Below are 18,353 nucleotides of genomic sequence, written 5' to 3' on the forward strand. Positions count from 1 at the left end.
TCTTCCGTGGGTGCCGTTCTGAGTTAGCTTTTGGAGGGTTTGCTACCCACGGTTCATGAGTCCTCGTCGGAGCCGACGGAAAAAGCGGCCAGTGGCTAGGCGCTTGCCTTGGCCACCATTTCAAGCACGTTCTCAGCCTTTTGGTTCGCTTCGGCGAGGTCCTTCTTCGGATCTTTACCGCCCAGGACAGTCACCACGATGGCGGTGGAGCCTTCCAGAGCATTGACCGACACCGTCGTCACCGTGGTCTCTTTCGAGACCGTGGTGGACTGGATCGCCGAGGTCTTCTCCGCCGAGGTAGTCGCTTCCAGCCCCTTCATCTTCATCGTTGTCTCCTGCCCCTGCAGGCTGAAGGAGAACTCGGAACAGTCCTTGAGGATGTCATCGGCCTGCGCAAAGTTGGCCTCCGCATCTACGGAGTCGGAGAAGGAGGCAACCTGCACTTGGAGCCCCTCCAGCGCTGTAGCCCCGGGCAGTCCCACGGAGACCACGTTCATCTTTTCCAGTTCCGCACCCAGGTCACTGGTGGCGAAGTTCGAGCAGGTCTCAGGAGTAACCTTGATCGCCTTGCGTACTTGCTCGGCTGCAGGGAGCTGAGCCTTGAGCGCATCGTTGTCCATGATGACGGCTTGTTCGTTGTCCCCGGCAATTTGTTTGGCGATATCGGCCAGGGTCTGGGTATCCAGCTGATCCGAGGAAGCAGCGGCGGAAGTGCCGGCTGCAGCATCAGGGGCAGAATCAGAACAACCAGCCAGCAACAGTGCGGCGGTCAGCGGGAGCAAGAACAGGGCGCGTTTCTTCACGGGGAATCCTCAAAGTGGCTCATGGGCGTACGGGCATGGATGCGGCGCCGGGCGCTGCAGCCCAAACGACAAGCCTAGAAGAACGCTACCCGGGCCACCGAACCGGCGGGCTGGCCCCGGCGAGTCGCGATACATAAACCCGGCGGCAGACTACGCCAGGCAGGGAAGCTAATGCGCGGCAGCCGCTTCGGGTTGGATGCCGTGCAGGATCTCCAGGAGCGATTCAGCGTCCCCCAGCGCCAGTGCTGTGGCGTCCTCTGGTGTGTCGGTCACGGTACGCGTCGCGGTCACCATCACGTGCCCGTCGATGGCTCGGACCGAGACCCGCTTGGACTTGAACTTCCCGTTGACGCTTTCGAGCATGCTCACCGAGGTATACGCGGCCGAGCTCGTCGCTTCGAGCCGCGTCAGTGTGGAGGTGATCTCCTGCCCGTCGGCCTTAACGGTGTATTTGCCACAGGATTCATCCAGATGCTGCTGGGCACCGACATCTGCCACCAGCGCGTCGCGATCCCGGTAGGAAGCAACAGTCAGGTCTCCGCCTTCCCCGGCAGGAAACACCACCGCGGCCATGTCGGCCTTCCCGAGCTGATCCTTGAGATTGCCCAAACCATAGAGCCCACACGTGGCCGGGACCACGGTGATCCCCTCAAGCCATTTCTCCGCCTGCGGCAGCTGGCTGCGCAGCTTTTCCTGGTCATTGACCTGGGCACCTTTAAAGTTCGAGGCCCACTGCTCCACGGCTGTATTGAGCGCCGCGGCATCAAGGTGGCCCAGTGCGGCGACGGCGCTGGGGCTGCCCGGGGTCCCGGTGGAGCCTCCGGGGCCCTCCACGGTCACCGGCGGTGGGGTGACCGTGGAGGTTGCTCCGGGGCTACCCTGCTCATCGGTGCATCCGGCCAGGGCCAGCAGCAGCCCTGCCGCGGCCATGGCGGTGAGGACCCTGGCGTGGGAAAGTTCTCTCCGTGGTCGGTGAAAGGTCACGTCTGGCTTTCGGCTTGCGGGCCCGCGGGGTGGAGCGCTATGTCAGGGACAGGTGGTGTCGGAAAATCCGGCACGGGGTCAAAAGAGGATGGTGGCAAATTCGCCCACGGTTTCAAAACCGACCTTACGGTAGGTGGCAATGGCCGGGGCGTTGTAGTCATTGACATAAAGGCTGGTCGTTGGTGCCAGGGTCAGCGCGTATTCCGCGGCCGCGGCCATGTATCCAGCGGCCAAGGACTTGCCGCGGTGATCCGGGTTCATCCAGACACCCTGGATCTGGGTCGCACGGGTGGTGACGGTTCCCAGCTCGGCCTTGAAGCGGATCTCACCGGCATCATCCAGATCGATGAGGGAATGCCCGGAATGGATCAGCGATCTGACTCGGGAACGATAAAACGATCCACCGTTGGTCAACGGCGAATATCCGAGCTCTTCTTCGAACATGAGAGCGCAAGCGGGCAGCACCAGCTCGTATTCTTGAGCAGCGCTGGTACGCAACGTACGGATGGGTTCGATGACAGGCGCCCCGGTCAGCGTCATCAGTGGCTGGCTGGCACGCACACTGAATGCCTGCTGCGGTCCATCGACCAGCACCTTCCACATGCCCATGACCGCTTCGGCAGGACCGAAGCAGGACGCAAAGGTGCGGTTGAGGGAGCGCACCACCACACCGAATTCCTCGGCGTCGGCTGTGGTGATGTTGATCGGGACGATATTGGCCCCCAACCAGCAGGCGGAGACCAGCAACTCCCCCTCAAAACGTCCGATGACCAGCGAACCGCCCAGGCCCGGACGCGCCGAGCCGGTGACGGTCAGCTGGGCGTCCATGAAAATGTTGGCGACAGGATCGGTCGAAACGAGGGCGCGGAGAGCCGCAGTATCCGCTTCGTCGAGCACGCGAATATCTTTGGAGAGCGACTCTCCGGCCCCCGGGTTGCGTCTAGCTGACGGTAACCACGGGGCCACTTTGGACAGGATTTTCTCCATCCACGTCCCCCATTTCCTCGGCGATGCGCATCGCCTCTTCAATCAGTGTCTCAACAATCTGGTCTTCTGGCACGGTCTTGATGACCTTGCCCTTCACAAAGATCTGGCCCTTGCCGTTGCCCGAGGCCACGCCGAGGTCGGCTTCGCGAGCTTCGCCCGGCCCGTTGACGACGCAACCCATCACGGCAACGCGCAGCGGGACTTCGAGTCCCTCCAGTCCGGCGGTGACTTGGTCGGCCAGGGTGTAGACATCCACCTGGGCGCGGCCGCAGGACGGGCACGAGACGATTTCCAGCTTGCGCGGGCGCAGGTTCAGCGACTGCAGGATCTGGGCGCCGACCTTGACTTCCTCGATCGGCGGGGCCGAGAGCGAGACGCGAATGGTGTCGCCGATACCCTTGGACAACAGCGCGCCGAACGCGGTCGCGGACTTGATGGTGCCCTGGAAGGCCGGTCCTGCCTCGGTGACGCCCAGGTGCAACGGCCAGTCGCCGCGTTCGGCCAAGAGCTCGTAGGCACGGACCATGACGACCGGGTCGTTGTGTTTGACCGAGATCTTGAAGTCGTGGAAGTCGTGTTCCTCGAAGAGCGAAGCCTCCCAGACCGCGGACTCAACCAAGGCCTCGGGGGTGGCCTTACCGTACTTCGCCAAAAGGCGCGGATCCAGCGATCCGGCGTTGACGCCGATGCGGATGGAGGTGCCGGCGGCCTTGGCTGCTGCGGCGATCTCCTTGACCTGGTCGTCGAACTTGCGGATGTTGCCCGGGTTCACCCGGACCGCGGCGCAGCCGGCGTCGATCGCAGCGAAGACGTACTTGGGCTGGAAATGGATGTCGGCGATCACCGGGATCTGTGACTTCTTTGCGATGATCGGCAACGCCAGCGCATCTTCGGGCGCCGGGCAGGCTACACGCACGATGTCACAGCCGGTGGCGGTGAGTTCGGCGATCTGCTGCAGCGTGGCGTTGATGTCGGTGGTCTGCGTCGTAGTCATCGACTGGATGCTGATGGGGCTCTCAGAGCCTACGCCGACAGAGCCCACCTTAATTTGGCGGGTCTTACGCCGTGGGGCGAGGACCGGTGGTGGAGCCGATGGCATGCCGAGGCTGACCGGAATCGAGGTCAAGATTTCCTCCGTGATGTTGAGTGTGGAAGCTTTATCCATTATCCCCCCTGCGCGCCCTGTTGCGAGGCAGTAATCTCGCAGGGCGAAGCCCAGGGACTCGGGCACGGCATCAAATGGCCGTAATCATGCGGGGAATCGCGGATTAGGCGTGGTGAGCGAGCTCACCGGTCACGGGGCTCCATTCGCTGATCCGCAGCGCCGCAATGGTGCCGTTGACCGCGAACGGGTCCTTCGCCAAGGTCTCGGCGAGCGCGGCCTGGGTCGGAGCGGAAATCAGCAACAGGGCACCGGAGCCATCCACATACGGACCGGAAGCAACCAGGGCCAGCCCGTCGCCGGCTGCCCCCAGCTCTGCCAGAAATTCGCGGTGCTTGGGACGATGCTCATCGCGGGCGGCTTCGGAACCGACGGCGTACACATATTCAACTGCGAAAACACTCATGGGCTACAGCCTAAACCGTGGGGCCGTGAAACGCGTCCTTCCGGCTCCGTGTGGCCGCGGGTCCCTGAGCCTTGGTACCCCCATGTAGTCCAGCGTTGCAGCTGCCGATTCCTCGGATTGACTCCAGACAGCGATGGGGCCTGCCGCTTCGCTGGCTGATCCGGCCGGGATCCGAATCGGTCAGGATTCGAGAAGCCGCCGGGGCACAACCTCCGTAGGATGGGTTTCAGGAACACCCAGGCAACCACCACGGAGAAAAAGGACCACGTCCAACACAGATTCGGCCACCGCCGACAGCAGCTTCTCCGCCCAGGAACGTGCGGCCATGAAGTCCCACGCCAAGGAACTGAAGACCGAGGCTAAACGGGCCAGCGCCGCCCAGAAGGCCGCAGCGGATGCCGCCGATGTGTCGGCCAAGATCGCCGCGGTGCCTGAGTGCGACCGGCAGATGGACAAACAGCGCTACTCCACCTTCGGTCTCAGTCCGCAAGCCGCACTCGACACCGACGACGGGCTGTGGCCGACGTCCTTCGCACTGCAAAACGCCACCGAGAAGGCCTGGGACCAGCTGGCCGAACTTATCGATCGCGCGGCAACCGGCCCCTCCGACTCCTAAGGAACGCCCATGTCCTTCGCACTGAAGTCCCTCTCCGTTTCCTGCCTCGACGTGCCCGCGGCCGCCGACTTCTACCGCAACATTTTCTCCGCTCCGAGCACGACCGATGGCGAATCCATCGCCACCGACCTGCACGGGACCGGACGCCTCGAGCTCGTCCCGGCACAACCTGCCGAACCGTCCGCCGCCTCCGGCACCGCGTACCAGCGTGCCGTGCTGACCTACATCCGTCCCGGACCCGGCGATGTCCGGACCATGACGGACGCCGCCGCCACCCACGGCGCCGACATCTTCAAGCCAGCCCGGAAGGCACTCTTCGGCGCGTTCTCCGGCTCCTTCATGGCACCGGAGGGGACCGTCTGGAAACTGGCGGCTGCCGGCAAGGACACGGCTTCCCTGGAAGGCGCCGCGCGGCCCACGGAGACCACGGTGACCCTCGGCGTCAGGGAGCCCAAGGTCTCGAAGGCGTTCTACGCCGCGCTCGGAATGAGCGTTGACCGGGACTACGGCAACAAGTACATCGACTTCCTGCCCGCGGACGGCGCCTCCTGGCTCTGCCTGATGCAGGAGCCCGTGCTCGCCAAGGACGTGGCCGCCAGCGACCCGCACGTGGGCACCTCCTCGGTGACACTCAGGCACCAGTCCGCCTCGCATGCCGAAGCCGAGCGGATCGTTTCGGCCGCCCTCGCCGGTGGCTGCGCGCAAACCGGACAGGGGAACTCCCTGGACCCGGGATCGGCCACGATCTCCGACCCCGGTGGCCCCCCGCTGGATCATCTCGGCCCCGCGACCCTGAGCCGAGGGAAGGTAGCAACCCGTCTCCCGAACACAAGGATCACATGGCAGCGAAAATCGACTTCAAGAAGACGGTTGGAGGCTACCGGGCGAAGTGCGGTGACTTCCGAATCGTGGACTTGCCCGAGATGAATTACCTCATGATTGACGGGCATGGCGACCCGAACAGCTCACCGGCCTTTGCCGAGACACTCGAGGCCCTGTACCCGGTGGCGTACAAGCTCAAGTTCGCCAGCAAGCTGGAGCTCGATCGCGACTATGTCGTCCCACCCCTGGAGGGCCAGTGGTGGGCCAGGGGCATGGACTCCTCCACGGTCTCCCGCGACAAGTCCCGGTGGGACTGGACGATGATGCTGATGGTGCCCGACTGGATCGAGCAGGACATGTTCGGGGCCGTCTTCGGGAAGGTGGGCGCGAAGAACCCGCCGGCGCGTCTGGGCGATATCCGCCTTGGGTCACTGGCCGAGGGCCTTTGCGTGCAAACGCTGCACGTAGGCTCCTTCGACGACGAGGGGCCGGTCCTGGAACGGATGCACCACGAGTACATCCCCGCCCGAAGTTCCGGCTCGAGGGCAAGCACCACGAGATCAATTTGAGCGATTTCCGTCGGAGCGCCCCGGAGAAGCAGCGCACCATCCTGCGGCAACCCGTCGCCGCGGCGTAGCCGGGCATCGGCGCTCGCCCTCGGTGCGCCGTGGCAGGCGAACGCCCTGGACCTGTGACCGCCGGGTGTCCAGGCGCGATTAACGCGGTGGCTCCGCACGCCGGACAAGCATCGGCTGCTGCCGGCTAATCGGACTCCGACGCGCCGATCCGTTGGGCCAGGTTGTTCAGGCCGGCGAGGATCATCTTTCCGTAACCATCGTTGTGCAGTGCGTCGGCGTGTGCGAGTCCCTGATTCAGGTGTTCCCGGGCCAGCGCAATCCTGCCCTGGCGGTGGTACCCATCGGCAAGATTCAGCTGCAGCGATGGCTGCATTCCCAGTGCGGAGGCAATTCCGAGCGGGGCGAGGTCGTCGTCTGCCAAGAACCCGTGTTCGTCCAGTGCGGTCTGGTCCCAGGCGACTTCCTTCTTCAGCTCCGTCTGGGTGTCGGCCAGGGAGTGCGCCGGGATGCAACGAGGGGCATGGTCACCAGGGCCCGAGGCATCCCAGCATTCCAGCAGAAGTTCTTGCCCGCGGTCCTTCTCGCCGTTAAGTGCCACTGAGATGGCAGCAGTGATGTTTGTCCAGTCGCTCATGATCGGTCCTTCACGCTTGAATGATCTTGTTGGATCAAACGCTGCTGTGCGGTCCTTTGTGGATTTTGGACGAATCGGACAATCGAGGCGACCGCGAACGCCCGGGTGGGAGGTTCGCCTGCCAGTTGGCGGGATACCCGGGTGAGGTGGGACTGGTCGAAGTATCCCGTTGCCACCGCCAGGTTGGACAGGTCCAGGTTCCCGAGCCGCGGCACTTTGGCCGCGGCGCGGTGCAGTCGAGAGATCCGTATCAGTATCGAGGACGGCAGCCCGAAGCATGTGAGGCATCGGCCGTGCAGCTGGCGGACGGACAGCTCGAACATCTCTGCCAGTTCGGCCACGCTGTGCTCGCCCGAATCCAGCCGACGGCCTCCTCAATCCACGGATCGATGGCCAGGTGTGAGGCTCTCTCATTGACGATTGCCGTCAATTGATCCGCGGGTGTTCCCGGAAGAAGGCGCGGCTCGGAGTGGTGTTGAGTGGGCCAGCCAGGGAGTTCGTCGACCGGTACCTGGGCGTCGACGTATTTGTCCAGAGGCTCCCCCGCGATGGCTTGGCTCCAGTGCCTGGCTATGCGTACGTCAACGACCTCTACTCCCGAACGTTCAGGTCTCCAGGGCCGCGACTGGGGGCCGGACCACCAGATACGTCCCGCGACCAGGACAAGGCCGGTCAATCCATCCGGAGCTACTGCTTGGCTCGTCCCATTGCCTGTCGTCAACGAATAGCAGCTCTTCACCAGATCCGCACCGACAGGGGGCAGGTCATTTCCTGTGAGTGCCGTCGTGTACCTGGCACTGCCAGACTTCCAATCTGCGCGCCTCTCCATGCCCGTCACTATGGTGCCGGGATGGGCGGGCAGAGGGACCTGCGCTCAGTGACGCCTGGCAGGGGTATTGCTGGTGCACCCGGTAAGCGCCAAGATACCGATTGCCAGCGGGGCAAGGAGGTGGGAGGACAGCGGCTTGGGCCACTTCGCGGAAAGGGAAGGTGGCGTGGAAGGAATCTTTACGGCCTAGGAATGGTAAACATCGGGAAGCGGGCAGAGAACACGGCGATAGCCCGCGCACGGGGGCATCGGGAGGGTGGAGTGCTGGCGTGAAGGCCACCATGGCCGCATTCTTCACACGCTGTTTCCGAAGAAAACGCAGATCGGCTTGGCTGGCCGCTGGTCATGTTGACCGCTCTTGCGTGGGCGGGAACGGCCAAAAACCATGCTCCGGTGTTGGCTTGCGGGCGTACCGCGCAAGCCCAGTCCGTGCATCAGCGACAGACCGATGATGAGCAAAGTCGCGGCCAGGTTTCCGAAGAGCACAACGCGGGGCAAGTGCCTGTGGCCGTGCCCGCGCGGTGCCCGCGGGCTTGACGCTCATTGACGACCGCGCATTGCCTGCCCCTGCGGAAATGGCAAGCGGGTTATTCGCCGATTTCGAACTGGTTCTATTCCCATGTGGCAGAAAACAAAGATTCGTAGCCGCGGCCACCGTAGTAGACCCCGAGTATCTCGACCGTTTCATCTGTCACTGCAAATGCGATGACTATGAGCCGGCGAAAACCGATCGTGCGCATCCCTGGCCTAATATCATCGCGAGCTGTACCGATGAGGGGAAAAGCTGCGAGGTTTCCGCAGTACTCAGCGATTGTTATGACAAACCGTGCGGCCCTCTCAGGGGCCCTGATTCCTCATCTATCCAGAGGTACAGATCGATGAGATGCTGCGATGCTTGCGGCGAGTAGACAACGGATCGGTTCATGATCCGTTGTCGGCCAACCTCTGGGTATGGACGGCGGCGAGCCGGGCACGCATAGCATCAGCGCTGATCGATTGAGCTGGGTCAGTGCGCAGGTCGTCGTAAGCCGCAGCGGCTTCTGTCCGAAGCCAAGTTTCGACGGCCTCATCGCGAGCGAAAAGTGTCCGGAGTCCGTCGCGGACGACTTCGCTCTCGCTCGCATACGCACCGGACTCGACACGCTGTTTCAGCGCATCCGCCATGGAAATAGGGATGGTCACACTCAGCTGCTTCGTGGTTCGCATGGGAAAACTGCCTTTCCAATATGACTCAATCCTACTCTTTCACCTCGTGAGAGGAGAAGGACCAGGACCGATCCGTGGCCCTTAGCGGACGCCTATCTCAGAACAATGGACTCGTCCAGTGACGTCATCGGTGGACTGGACCGTTCAGTCCCAAGATGTGCTGATCCCTCATCGAAAAGTCATGGGGGAGGCAGTTCCACAGCGGTTTCGACGCGGCCCGATGGCCTGTCTTTCCGGTCGTCGGACAAGACGAGGAAACAAGAGTGGCCCCTTGCCCGTCCCCGGTCGGGGGTAGGCAAGGGGCCGCTTCGCATCGCTGGGTCAGCTCAGCCGAAGATCGACACAGGTTTGACGATGTCTGCGTAGATCAGCACCGCACCCATGGCCAGCATGCCCACCGCGACCACATAGGTCAGCGGAAGCATCTTGGCGATGTCCACCGGTCCCGGATCCGGGCGTTTGAAGAGCTTGGCGAAGAAACGGCGCACCGATTCGAAGAGCGCACCGATGATGTGCCCGCCATCCAGCGGCAGCAGCGGAATCAGGTTGAAGACGAAGAGCGCGATGTTCAGTCCGCCGATCAGCGAGATCAGCGATGCCACCTTGTCGTTGATGCCGATCAGGTTCGTGGCGCTGATTTCCCCGGCAATACGTCCCACACCGACCACGGAGATCGGCCCGTTGGGATCACGCGGAGTATCGGAGAAGGCCGCTTTACCCACGGCCGCCATGCGCGCCGGCAAATCGAGCACCACGGCGGTGACTCCCTTGACCTGAGTCCACACCGCCGGAAGCACCGCGGAGACCGGCTGGGAGATGTTTTGGACTTCCGAGCCCATGCCGATGAAACCAACTTCGACGGTTTTGGCTGCGCCCGAGGCATCGGTGACGAGCTGGCCTTCCTCGTTGATCACCGGCCGTTCGGTCTTATAGGGGGTGATGGAGGTGGAGTGTTCGACCCCGTCGCGCTCATAAGTCAGAGGGACGGATTCTCCCGCGTGTGAGCGGATGGCCTGGGTCAGCGTCACCCAGTCGGTGTTACCAACCGGGGCGCCGTCGAAGGAGGTGACAGTGTCCCCCGGGCGCAGGCCCGCGGCGTAGGCTGGCCCCGGGGCGTCGGAGGCGAGGCATCCGTTGTTGACCGAGGAGTCCCGATCCCCTTCCTGACCCAGCGGCACCACGCATTGGTAGACCTCGTCGACGGTGCTGGTCTGGGTGGGCAATCCGAAGCCGACGGTGACGATGCCGATCATCACGATGCCGATGAGCAGGTTCATCGTCGGTCCGCCGAGCATGATGATGATCCGCTTGTACACCGGCAGCTTGTAGAACACCCGGTCCTCGTCGCCGGGCTGCAGCTGCTCGGCAGCTGCATGCCTGGCCTCGTCGGCCATCTGCTGGAACATGCCGGTGGAAGACTTGCGCAGGATCGGGGCGTCGGTAGCACCCACGTTGCCCTTGTTCTTGGCCGGCGGGTACATCCCGATCATCGCGATGTAGCCGCCCAGCGGGATCGCCTTGAAACCGTATTCGGTCTCCCCACGCTTGAACGAGAACACCGTCTTGCCGAAGCCGATCATGTACTGCGGCACGCGCACGCCAAAGCGCTTGGCCGGCACCAGGTGCCCTACCTCGTGCAGGCCGATCGAAAAGGCCACGGCAACGACCATGACCAGCACGCCGATAATGAAAAGAAGAATGCTCACAGTGATTCCAAACGTTTGGCGGCGGCGTTTCGTGCCCACCGTTCGGCAGCCAACACCGAATCAAGCGACAGTTCCCCGGCTTCGGGGGCATAGGTACTCAGGACGTCCTCGATGGTTTCGACGATGTCGGTGAAGCGAATGGTCCCTGCGTGGAAGGCTTCGACGGCTTCCTCGTTGACGGCGTTGTACACGGCCATATGAGTCGGTGAGGCAGCGCAGGCGGCCTTGGCCAGCTTGATCGCACCGAAGGCTTCTTCATCCAGCGGCTCGAACGTCCAGGACGCTGCGGCGGACCAATCGCAGGCGGCGGCGGAGCCCGGCACCCGGTGCGGCCAGCCGATCCCCAGTGCGATGGGTAGCGCCATATCCGGCGGCGAGGCCTGGGCAATGGTGGATCCGTCGATGAACTCCACCATGGAATGCACGATGGATTGCGGGTGCACCACCGCCTCGATGCGCTGAAACGGCACATCGAAGAGCAGGTGCGCTTCGATGACTTCTAGGGCCTTGTTGACCATAGTGGCCGAGTTGGTGGTCACCACCTTGCCCATGTCCCAGGTGGGGTGTGCCAGCGCCTGGGCCGGAGTGACCTCGCGTAGTTGCGCGTAATCGTAGCCGCGGAACGGGCCTCCGGAAGCTGTGACAATGAGCTTGTGGACTTCCTCGGGGGCGCCCGAGCGCAGCGCCTGGGCCAGGGCTGAGTGTTCGGAATCCACCGGTACGAGCTGTCCCGGTGCTGCGGCGGCCTTGACCAGCGCACCGCCGACGATCAGGGATTCCTTGTTGGCCAGGGACAGCAGGTGCCCGGCGTTCAGTGCCGCCAGGGTGGGTGCCAGGCCGATGGAACCGGTGATCCCGTTGAGCACCACCTCGGCGTCGCCGAACGCGGCGATCTGTGTGGCGGCGTGTTCACCGGCAACGAGCTGCGGGTCGTAGTCGCGCACCGAGGCGGCGTCCTTGGCCGCGTTGATGGCGGCGGCCAGCGCATCGATATCGGGGTGGGCGCAGCCCACGGCCGCCGCCCGGGTGGCTACCGCCTGACTGGCCAGCAGCGTCAGGTTGTGTCCACCGGAGAGCGCTGCCACGGCAAAGCGGTCCGGTGCCGCGGCAATGACTTCCAAGCCTTGGGTGCCGATGGAACCGGTGGAGCCGATCAGCGTGATGCGGCGGATGGTTCCGGGAACCGGAGGGATAAAGGTGTTCGATGGCTGCGCTGTACTCACCTGACCATTATGGTCGCTGATGCTGTGTCGAACCAATGAGCCACGGATTTCGCGGAACAGGGCCTTTGCGCCGCGTCTCAAGCACGAGTGGCCCACACGTTCACTGCAGGGCAGGGAACGTATGGGCCACTTGAGGCGAGGTCGGGTTCGGCTAACCTCGTGGCTTGTCGTCGCGGCGGGAGCGACGCGTTTCCTCAACCGGCGTTTCCGTTGGCTCGCCGTTTGTCTCGGGCCTTGGTTGCGCAGCAGCAACCGAGTCTGTGTCGGGTTCGACCAGGACCGGCTCCACGATGTCGGCAAATTCGGCCGAGGTCTTCGGGAACAGGCGGCGAAGCAGCTTGGCCACCAGTGGCCACAACAGGACCACTGCGATGATCACGTAGACGACCACGGCGATGGACTCGCTGAAGAGTCCTGCCGGGTCCCCTCCGCTGAGCTGCATGGCCTTGCGCATTTGTGCCTCGGCACGGGGGCCAAGGATCACCCCGATGATCAGCGGAAGCACCGGAATACCGAAGCGACGCATGGCGAAGCCCAGCAGGCCCAACAGCAACAGCAAGACCAGGTCGAAGGTTTGCAGGTTCACCGCGTAGCCGCCCAAGGTGGCGAAGAAAAGGATCCCCGCATACAGGTAAGGTCGCGGCAACTGCAGCAGCTTGGCCCATAGCGGGGCCATCGGAAGGTTGATGATCAACAGCAGCGTGTTACCGATGAACAGGCTCGCGATCAAGGCCCAGACCAGCTGCGGCTCATCTTCGAAGAGCAGCGGGCCGGGCTGGATCCCAAACTGCATGAAGGCCGCCAACATGACAGCGGCCGTCGCGTTGGTGGGCAGTCCCAGGGCCAGCATCGGGGTCAGCGTACCGGCGGCCGAGGCATTGTTCGCTGCTTCAGGTCCGGCGACGCCCTCAATGGCTCCGTGCCCGAATTCCTCCGGGTGCTTGGAAAGCTTCTTCTCGGTGACGTACGACAGGAACGTGGGGATCTCCGCGCCGCCTGCCGGAAGTGCACCGAACGGGAATCCGTAGGCGGTTCCGCGCAGCCATGGCTTCCAAGACCTCTTCCAATCGGCCTTGCCCATCCACGGGCGGCCCACGGGAATGGTGAAGGTCTTGGTCTTGCGCAGGTGAGCGGCAACCCAGAAGGCCTCGCCGACGGCGAAGATCGCCACGGCAACCACCACGATGTCCAGCCCGTCGGCCAGCAGCGGCTGTCCGAAGATCAGCCGGCCCTGCCCGGTGACGGGATCCATGCCGACCAGGCCAATGGCCAGGCCAAGGCCCAGCGAGGCAAAGCCGCGCAACTTGGAGGACCCCAGGACTGCAGTGACAGCGATCAGTGCAAGCAACATGATCGCGAGGTAGCTGGGGGCTCCGAGGCTGACGGCGAACTTCACCACCCAGGGGGCGATGGTTGCCAGCAGCGCGGTGCCGATCGTGCCGGCCACGAAGGAGCCGATGGCAGCGGTGGCCAGCGCCTGGGCGGCGCGGCCTGCCTTGGCCATCTTGTGGCCCTCGATGGCGGTGATCACCGTCGAGGATTCACCGGGGGTGTTCAGCAGGATCGAGGTGGTCGAGCCGCCGTACATTCCGCCGTAGTAGATGCCGGCGAACATGATCATGGCGCCGGTGGCTTCCATCCCATAGGTCACCGGCAGCAACAGCGCGATCGACATCGCCGGACCGATGCCCGGCAACACTCCGACGGCGGTGCCCAGCAGCACACCGATCACGGCGAAGAGCAGGTTCATGGGGGTCAGCGCGGTGCTGAACCCCTGCATGAGCATATTGAGTGTATCCACTTACAACACTCCTTCGAGCAGGCCTGATGGCAGGTGAATGCCAAGACCCAGATAGAAACCGTAGAAGGTGCCCACGGCCATGCCCACGGAGATCAGTCCGTCGCGGATGTAGTTGCGCCCGCCCAGGGCCAGACGCTTCCCCAGAAGAGGATGGTTCCGGAAATGACCCAGCCGAGCATGTCGATGAAGACGATGTTGATGATGAACACCAGTCCCAGCGGCACCACGATTTTCCAGTCGATGGGTGTTCCTGCTTCAATGTCTTCCCCCTCGTCGGGTTCCGCGGATCCACCGCGCAGGACGTTGATGACGAGCAGCACGGCACACACCAGGAGCAGTGCGCCCACCATATAAGGAACAGTTTTGGGTCCCAGTCCGTCGGACTGCTGGTAGGGCACATGCAGGTTCATCGCATCGATCACCACGGTGACCCCAACCGTGCCGAGCAGGGCTGCGAAGCCCAGCTCGGCGCGGCTCTTGATCGGTGAAGCTACTGGTTTCATGCCAGGCCGAGTTTGGCCAGGACGTCGGAAACCCGCTTGTCCTGATCGGTGAGGAAGGTGGAGAACTCATCCCCGGTGATGAAGGCATCGGTCCAGCCATTGTCCTTCAGCGCTTTCTTCCACTCTTCGGAACCGTGCATCTTTTCCAGGGTGGAGATCCAGCGGGTCTTGGCTTCGTCGCTGATCCCGGGAGGCGCCACGAGCCCGCGCCAGTTACTGAATTCCAGATCGATATCCGATTCCTTCAGGGTCGGAGCATCGACGCCCTCGAGGCGCTCCGCACCGGAGGCCGCCAAGACACGGACGTCACCGGATTCGATCTGCTTGAGGAACTCGCCGGCGCCCGAGGCGGCAAAGCCAAGCTTGTTGCCCAGGATCGCCGGCAGCAGGTCGCCGCCGCCGTCGTAGGAAACGAAGTTGACCTTGGTCGGGTCAATGCCCACGGTCTGTGCCAGCTGCATCGGCAGCAGGTGGTCGGGTCCGCCCGGCGAGGAGCCTCCGCCGACGGCCAGCTTGGAGGGATCCTTCTTCCACGCCGCAACGAGATCCTCGATGCTCTTGTACGGGGAGTCCTTGGAAACCATGATGGCTCCCGGCTCCTGGATCAGACGGGCGATCGGGGTGGTATCGGTCAGTTTGGCGTCGGTGTCATTGGTGTAGCTGGCACCCACCACGCCCAGACCCATGAGCATCCCCAGGTCTTCGTTGCCCTTTTCGTTGACGATCCGGGCCAGACCTACGGTGCCTCCGGCACCGGCAAGGTTGAAGACCTCCAAGGACTTGGCGATCCCGGCCTCTTCCATGACCGTTCCGGCAACCCGGGCGGTGGTGTCGTAGCCACCACCGGGGCTGTTCGGAACCATGATGCGCAGGCCGGTGACCGGCCCGGATTCGGCAGAGCTGCCGGATGCGCCGGCGTCATCGCCGGTCACCCCGCAGCCGGTAGCGGCAAGCATCAGGCCGGCGGCAACGGCGGCTAGACGAAGAAACTTGGTACGAGCCATGGTGATTCCCATCTCAAAAAGCGAATGTACGATGCGGACCACACTAGGGCGCGAGCGTCCCGAGGCAATTCTTGTGTTCGCAAACAAAGTTGTGTTCATTGTGTTCACGCTCACATTCGGTCCCGGCCAGTGCTTTCGGTAGAGTTCACCCGGCTGGCAATCAACGGATCGGGCGATCGGCGCCCTATCCGACGCAAGGCATGGAAAAAGGAGCACCGGTGCCCAGGTCCACTCTTGGCCCACGCATGGGCCGCCGCACGCGGCTATCTCTGGCCGGCCAGTTTCTGGTCTTGCAATTGCTGATCCTGGTGGCGGTGCTGGTCGGGGTCCTGGCCATGTCCATGGCGCAGTCCACCGCAACCTTTGAGCGTGTCGAGTCACGGCGGGCACTCTCGGCCGCCGAAAACCTTGCTTCCAACCCCACCGTGCGTGCCCTGCTGCCCGGGGCTCGGCCGCGCTTGGGCGCCGCACTGCCGGCCATCGCCGAATCGGTGCGTTCGGTTTCCGGAAGCAGCGACTCACTGCTGGCCAATACACGCGGCACCGTGGTGACGTCCTCGGAGCCTTCCCGACTCGGTGAAACGTTCCAGCTCGGCGCTTCCGAAGTCATGGAGGGCCGCGCGTGGACCGGTTCGACGCTGCGCGGCGGGGTCAAGATGCTCGAGGCCCATGTGCCGGTGCTCGATGACAACGGGAAGCTCGTGGGCTTTGCCATGGTGGGTCGCACCTATCCCTCGGTGCTCGAAAGACTTCTCGACGCCACCCCCAATCTCATGGTCTATTTGGGGATTTCCATCGCTCTGGGCGCCGCCGGTTCGCTTTTGCTCTCCCGCCGGGTCAAGCGTCAGACCCTGGGCCTGGAGCCGGAAGAAATCACCGCGCTGGTCGAACACCGCGAAGCGATCCTGCACGGGGTGAAGGAGGGAGTGGTGGCCATCGACTTGCGTGAACGCATCACCCTGGCCAACGATGCGGCCAGGCGCTTGCTGGACTGGCCCGACGACTGCGAGGGCAGCACGCTCGCCCAGCTGTCCATCGACCCGGCATTGCGCGAGGTGCTGACCCTGAAGCAGCCCGACGCCGATCGTCTGGTGCTGGTGGGCGAAAAACTGGTGGTATTCAACCGCCGGCCCATAGAATCCCACGGGCGACTGGTCGGCTCCGTGACCACCCTGAGAGATCGCACCGAACTGAGCACGCTGGAAAAGGAATTGGGAGCCACCCGCATGACCACAGAAACGCTGAGGGCCCAAACCCATGAGTTCGCCAACCAGCTGCACACCATTTCCGGGCTGATCCAGCTGCAGGAATACGACGAAGTGCTCTCCTTCGTGGACGGTGTCAGCTTCAGCCGCTCCCAGCTGCTAGATGACGTCACCACCAGGATCGCCGACCCGAGCGTGGCCGCCTTGCTCATCGCCAAGTCCTCGTTGGCCTCCGAACGCCGGGTGGGGATCGATCTGGATCCCGCCACGATGCTGGGCCGCGTCGATGAGGCGCTCTCCAGGGACGTGGCCATGGTGGTGGGCAACCTCGTGGACAACGCCATTGACGCCGTGGCGGGGGTCCCCGATGCGCGTATCGGAATCGGGATCTCCCAGGAGGAAGGATGGGTTGTGGTGACGGTGCACGACTCTGGCGCGGGCGTCGATTCCGGGAGTTTCGGGCGGATCTTCACCCAGGGCTACAGCACCAAATCCTCAAACTCCGCGGCCGGACGCGGGTTCGGACTGGCCCTGACCCGGCTGGTGTGCCTGCGCCGCGGAGGGAATGTCACGGTTCAAAACGACGAAGGTGCCGTATTCACCGCCCGGCTCGGCACTAAGGTGCAATCATGATCAAGGTGCTCATTGTCGATGACGATTTTATGGTCGCGCGCATCCATTCCGGGTTTGTGGCCCAGATGCCCGGCTTCACGGTTTCCGGGGTCGCGCACACCGGGGCACAGGCCCTGGCCGAGGTCCGGCGCCTTCGCCCGGACTTGGTCCTGCTGGATATCCATCTGCCCGACATTTCCGGGCTGGAGCTGTTGGGGCAATTGCGTGCCGCGGCACCGGAGATCGATGTTCTGGTGATCAGTGCCGCACGCGAGGCAGATACCGTGCGTCAAGCCCTGCGCGGTGGCATTGTGCACTACCTGATGAAACCGTTCACCCAAGCGGACCTGCACCAGCGACTGGATCACTACCAGCGCACCTATCGTTCGCTGGAGTCGGCGGACACCGCCGATCAATCCGACGTGGATGCGGTCTTTGGCATGTCGGGAACTGACAAACCACTGCCCAAAGGGTGCTCGGCCGAGACCATGGTGCGCGTACAGACGGCACTGCGCTCCGCCGAGGCCGATTCCTCGGCACTGGAGGTCGGCGAGCTGCTGGGCCTCTCACGGGTCAGCGCGCGCCGCTATCTCGAGTACCTCAACGAGCTCGGGCAGGTGCAGGTGGAGCTGCGCTACGGCAGTGGACGTCCGGAGCGACGGTACCGCTGGCAGGGTCCGCGGAGCTGATCCTTAGAGCCAGTCGTCGCTGCCCAGATCCCCGCCGCTCAGTTGTTCGTGGGCCGCGCGGGTGAACATCAGGCATACCCGGGTGGCTTCGGCCACGGTGATGCCGTCCTGGTTCTTGCCCACGTGGGCAAAGGTCGCAACCCCGAGCCCGGGCCGGGAGTTCGAGGGGCGCAGGTCCACGATGTGCGTCTGGGTGTAGAGCGTATCGCCCGGGAACAGCGGGTGCGGGAAGCGGATATCTGTCAGCCCCAGCTGTCCCATCAAGGTTCCGGCGGTGAGCTGGGAAACGGATTGGCCGACCATGGTGGCCAGGGTGAACATCGAGTTCATGACTCGGCGCCCGAACGGCTGGGTGGCGGCGAACGCGGCATCCAGGTGCAAGGCCTGGGTGTTCATGCTCAGCGTGGTGAACAGGACGTTGTCGGCCTCGGTCATGGTGCGTCCGGGTGAATGCACGTAGACCGCCGAGGGATCCAGTTCGTCGAAGTACAGCCCACGCTGGTGGACTTCGTGTATTTGCTCCTGCTGCGCCATCTCGCCCACGTTTCCTTACGTCTTCAGTGCCGGAGCTGCTGCGCACCCG

At 63.7% G+C, this 18,353-nt stretch carries 20 protein-coding genes; 5 read left to right on the forward strand and 15 right to left on the reverse strand.

Annotated elements, in window-relative coordinates; all coding sequences use genetic code 11:
• Positions 1–95 precede the first annotated feature (95 nt).
• From ADIAG_RS05710 to ADIAG_RS05730, 5 genes are all read right to left on the reverse strand, one after another.
• Positions 96–803 carry a hypothetical protein gene (locus tag ADIAG_RS05710; protein WP_007270376.1) on the reverse strand — a complete coding sequence of 236 codons (708 nt, stop codon included), beginning with the start codon at positions 801–803 and terminating at the stop codon, positions 96–98.
• A 168-nt stretch (positions 804–971) separates the two neighbouring features.
• Positions 972–1,787, reverse strand: a complete 816-nt coding sequence (locus tag ADIAG_RS05715; protein WP_149620302.1) for a hypothetical protein — start codon at positions 1,785–1,787, stop codon at positions 972–974.
• Between the two features lie 78 nt (positions 1,788–1,865).
• Positions 1,866–2,684: a GNAT family N-acetyltransferase gene (locus tag ADIAG_RS05720; protein WP_235045843.1), complete on the reverse strand. Its 819-nt coding sequence runs from the start codon at positions 2,682–2,684 to the stop codon at positions 1,866–1,868.
• Positions 2,685–2,727: 43 nt separating this feature from the next.
• Entirely contained in the window at positions 2,728–3,873 is a 1,146-nt protein-coding gene (ispG, locus tag ADIAG_RS05725) for a flavodoxin-dependent (E)-4-hydroxy-3-methylbut-2-enyl-diphosphate synthase (protein ID WP_394366983.1), read from the reverse strand.
• Between the two features lie 169 nt (positions 3,874–4,042).
• A complete protein-coding gene (locus ADIAG_RS05730) occupies positions 4,043–4,342 on the reverse strand; it encodes a YciI family protein (protein ID WP_007270380.1) in 300 nt (99 codons plus the stop codon).
• A 325-nt stretch (positions 4,343–4,667) separates the two neighbouring features.
• On the opposite strand from ADIAG_RS05730, the gene ADIAG_RS05735 reads away from it, so the two are divergent.
• Genes ADIAG_RS05735 through ADIAG_RS05745 form a run of 3 tightly spaced genes read left to right on the forward strand, consistent with a single transcriptional unit; the run spans position 4,668 to position 6,349 of the window.
• Complete coding sequence (locus ADIAG_RS05735; protein WP_007270381.1) at positions 4,668–4,958, forward strand: hypothetical protein; 291 nt, start codon at positions 4,668–4,670, stop codon at positions 4,956–4,958.
• A gap of 9 nt (positions 4,959–4,967) precedes the next feature.
• Positions 4,968–5,885 (forward strand): VOC family protein, encoded by a 918-nt coding sequence (locus ADIAG_RS19995; RefSeq protein ID WP_007270382.1) that lies wholly within the window; start codon positions 4,968–4,970, stop codon positions 5,883–5,885.
• Positions 5,886–5,893: 8 nt separating this feature from the next.
• Entirely contained in the window at positions 5,894–6,349 is a 456-nt protein-coding gene (locus tag ADIAG_RS05745; protein ID WP_321162810.1) for a GyrI-like domain-containing protein, read from the forward strand.
• Positions 6,350–6,542: 193 nt separating this feature from the next.
• On the opposite strand, the gene ADIAG_RS05750 is transcribed toward ADIAG_RS05745, so the two are convergent.
• The 9 genes from ADIAG_RS05750 to ADIAG_RS05785 all read right to left on the reverse strand — a co-directional run bounded on the left by ADIAG_RS05750 (position 6,543) and on the right by ADIAG_RS05785 (position 15,264).
• Entirely contained in the window at positions 6,543–6,992 is a 450-nt protein-coding gene (locus ADIAG_RS05750) for a hypothetical protein (RefSeq protein ID WP_007270384.1), read from the reverse strand.
• Positions 6,989–7,315: a helix-turn-helix domain-containing protein gene (locus ADIAG_RS22640; protein ID WP_407636051.1), complete on the reverse strand. Its 327-nt coding sequence runs from the start codon at positions 7,313–7,315 to the stop codon at positions 6,989–6,991. The genes ADIAG_RS05750 and ADIAG_RS22640 overlap by 4 nt, the downstream gene beginning before the upstream one ends.
• A gap of 1,117 nt (positions 7,316–8,432) precedes the next feature.
• Positions 8,433–8,672 (reverse strand): type II toxin-antitoxin system RelE/ParE family toxin, encoded by a 240-nt coding sequence (locus tag ADIAG_RS22645; protein ID WP_200859377.1) that lies wholly within the window; start codon positions 8,670–8,672, stop codon positions 8,433–8,435.
• A gap of 70 nt (positions 8,673–8,742) precedes the next feature.
• The gene (locus ADIAG_RS05760; RefSeq protein WP_007270388.1) at positions 8,743–9,027 is read right to left on the reverse strand and encodes a ribbon-helix-helix domain-containing protein; all 285 of its coding nucleotides are present in this window, start codon (positions 9,025–9,027) and stop codon (positions 8,743–8,745) included.
• Between the two features lie 326 nt (positions 9,028–9,353).
• Positions 9,354–10,733 (reverse strand): M50 family metallopeptidase, encoded by a 1,380-nt coding sequence (locus tag ADIAG_RS05765; RefSeq protein WP_007270389.1) that lies wholly within the window; start codon positions 10,731–10,733, stop codon positions 9,354–9,356.
• The gene (gene dxr, locus ADIAG_RS05770; RefSeq protein WP_152426068.1) at positions 10,730–11,956 is read right to left on the reverse strand and encodes a 1-deoxy-D-xylulose-5-phosphate reductoisomerase; all 1,227 of its coding nucleotides are present in this window, start codon (positions 11,954–11,956) and stop codon (positions 10,730–10,732) included. Before dxr ends, ADIAG_RS05765 begins: the two co-directional genes overlap by 4 nt.
• A gap of 151 nt (positions 11,957–12,107) precedes the next feature.
• Positions 12,108–13,742, reverse strand: a complete 1,635-nt coding sequence (locus ADIAG_RS05775) for a tripartite tricarboxylate transporter permease (RefSeq protein WP_394366982.1) — start codon at positions 13,740–13,742, stop codon at positions 12,108–12,110.
• Between the two features lie 107 nt (positions 13,743–13,849).
• Positions 13,850–14,260 (reverse strand): tripartite tricarboxylate transporter TctB family protein, encoded by a 411-nt coding sequence (locus ADIAG_RS05780; RefSeq protein WP_007270392.1) that lies wholly within the window; start codon positions 14,258–14,260, stop codon positions 13,850–13,852.
• The gene (locus ADIAG_RS05785; protein ID WP_043473781.1) at positions 14,257–15,264 is read right to left on the reverse strand and encodes a Bug family tripartite tricarboxylate transporter substrate binding protein; all 1,008 of its coding nucleotides are present in this window, start codon (positions 15,262–15,264) and stop codon (positions 14,257–14,259) included. The genes ADIAG_RS05780 and ADIAG_RS05785 overlap by 4 nt, the downstream gene beginning before the upstream one ends.
• Positions 15,265–15,509: 245 nt before the next feature.
• On the opposite strand from ADIAG_RS05785, the gene ADIAG_RS05790 reads away from it, so the two are divergent.
• Both ADIAG_RS05790 and ADIAG_RS05795 read left to right on the forward strand, forming a co-directional pair.
• Complete coding sequence (locus ADIAG_RS05790) at positions 15,510–17,102, forward strand: sensor histidine kinase (RefSeq protein WP_043473676.1); 1,593 nt, start codon at positions 15,510–15,512, stop codon at positions 17,100–17,102.
• The gene (locus ADIAG_RS05795) at positions 17,099–17,770 is read left to right on the forward strand and encodes a response regulator (RefSeq protein WP_007270395.1); all 672 of its coding nucleotides are present in this window, start codon (positions 17,099–17,101) and stop codon (positions 17,768–17,770) included. Before ADIAG_RS05790 ends, ADIAG_RS05795 begins: the two co-directional genes overlap by 4 nt.
• A 3-nt stretch (positions 17,771–17,773) precedes the next feature.
• On the opposite strand, the gene ADIAG_RS05800 is transcribed toward ADIAG_RS05795, so the two are convergent.
• Positions 17,774–18,304 carry a MaoC family dehydratase gene (locus ADIAG_RS05800; protein ID WP_007270396.1) on the reverse strand — a complete coding sequence of 177 codons (531 nt, stop codon included), beginning with the start codon at positions 18,302–18,304 and terminating at the stop codon, positions 17,774–17,776.
• Between the last annotated feature and the right edge of the window lie 49 nt (positions 18,305–18,353).

The sequence above is a fragment of the Paeniglutamicibacter gangotriensis Lz1y genome (genome assembly GCF_000348945.1).
Classification (GTDB): domain Bacteria; phylum Actinomycetota; class Actinomycetes; order Actinomycetales; family Micrococcaceae; genus Paeniglutamicibacter; species Paeniglutamicibacter gangotriensis.

Bases quoted from the DNA above. Each gene is read 5' to 3' on its own strand.
- ADIAG_RS05780 (WP_007270392.1), bottom strand. From the start codon at position 14,260: ATGAAACCAGTAGCTTCACCGATCAAGAGCCGCGCCGAGCTGGGCTTC.
- ADIAG_RS05800 (WP_007270396.1), bottom strand. From the start codon at position 18,304: ATGGCGCAGCAGGAGCAAATACACGAAGTCCACCAGCGTGGGCTGTAC.
- ADIAG_RS05730 (WP_007270380.1), bottom strand. From the start codon at position 4,342: ATGAGTGTTTTCGCAGTTGAATATGTGTACGCCGTCGGTTCCGAAGCC.
- ADIAG_RS05785 (WP_043473781.1), bottom strand. From the start codon at position 15,264: ATGGCTCGTACCAAGTTTCTTCGTCTAGCCGCCGTTGCCGCCGGCCTG.
- ispG (WP_394366983.1), bottom strand. From the start codon at position 3,873: ATGCCATCGGCTCCACCACCGGTCCTCGCCCCACGGCGTAAGACCCGC.
- ADIAG_RS22640 (WP_407636051.1), bottom strand. From the start codon at position 7,315: ATGTTCGAGCTGTCCGTCCGCCAGCTGCACGGCCGATGCCTCACATGC.
- ADIAG_RS19995 (WP_007270382.1), top strand. From the start codon at position 4,968: ATGTCCTTCGCACTGAAGTCCCTCTCCGTTTCCTGCCTCGACGTGCCC.
- ADIAG_RS05760 (WP_007270388.1), bottom strand. From the start codon at position 9,027: ATGCGAACCACGAAGCAGCTGAGTGTGACCATCCCTATTTCCATGGCG.
- ADIAG_RS05745 (WP_321162810.1), top strand. From the start codon at position 5,894: ATGATTGACGGGCATGGCGACCCGAACAGCTCACCGGCCTTTGCCGAG.
- ADIAG_RS05795 (WP_007270395.1), top strand. From the start codon at position 17,099: ATGATCAAGGTGCTCATTGTCGATGACGATTTTATGGTCGCGCGCATC.
- ADIAG_RS05790 (WP_043473676.1), top strand. From the start codon at position 15,510: ATGGGCCGCCGCACGCGGCTATCTCTGGCCGGCCAGTTTCTGGTCTTG.
- ADIAG_RS05735 (WP_007270381.1), top strand. From the start codon at position 4,668: ATGAAGTCCCACGCCAAGGAACTGAAGACCGAGGCTAAACGGGCCAGC.
- ADIAG_RS05775 (WP_394366982.1), bottom strand. From the start codon at position 13,742: ATGCTCATGCAGGGGTTCAGCACCGCGCTGACCCCCATGAACCTGCTC.
- ADIAG_RS05750 (WP_007270384.1), bottom strand. From the start codon at position 6,992: ATGAGCGACTGGACAAACATCACTGCTGCCATCTCAGTGGCACTTAAC.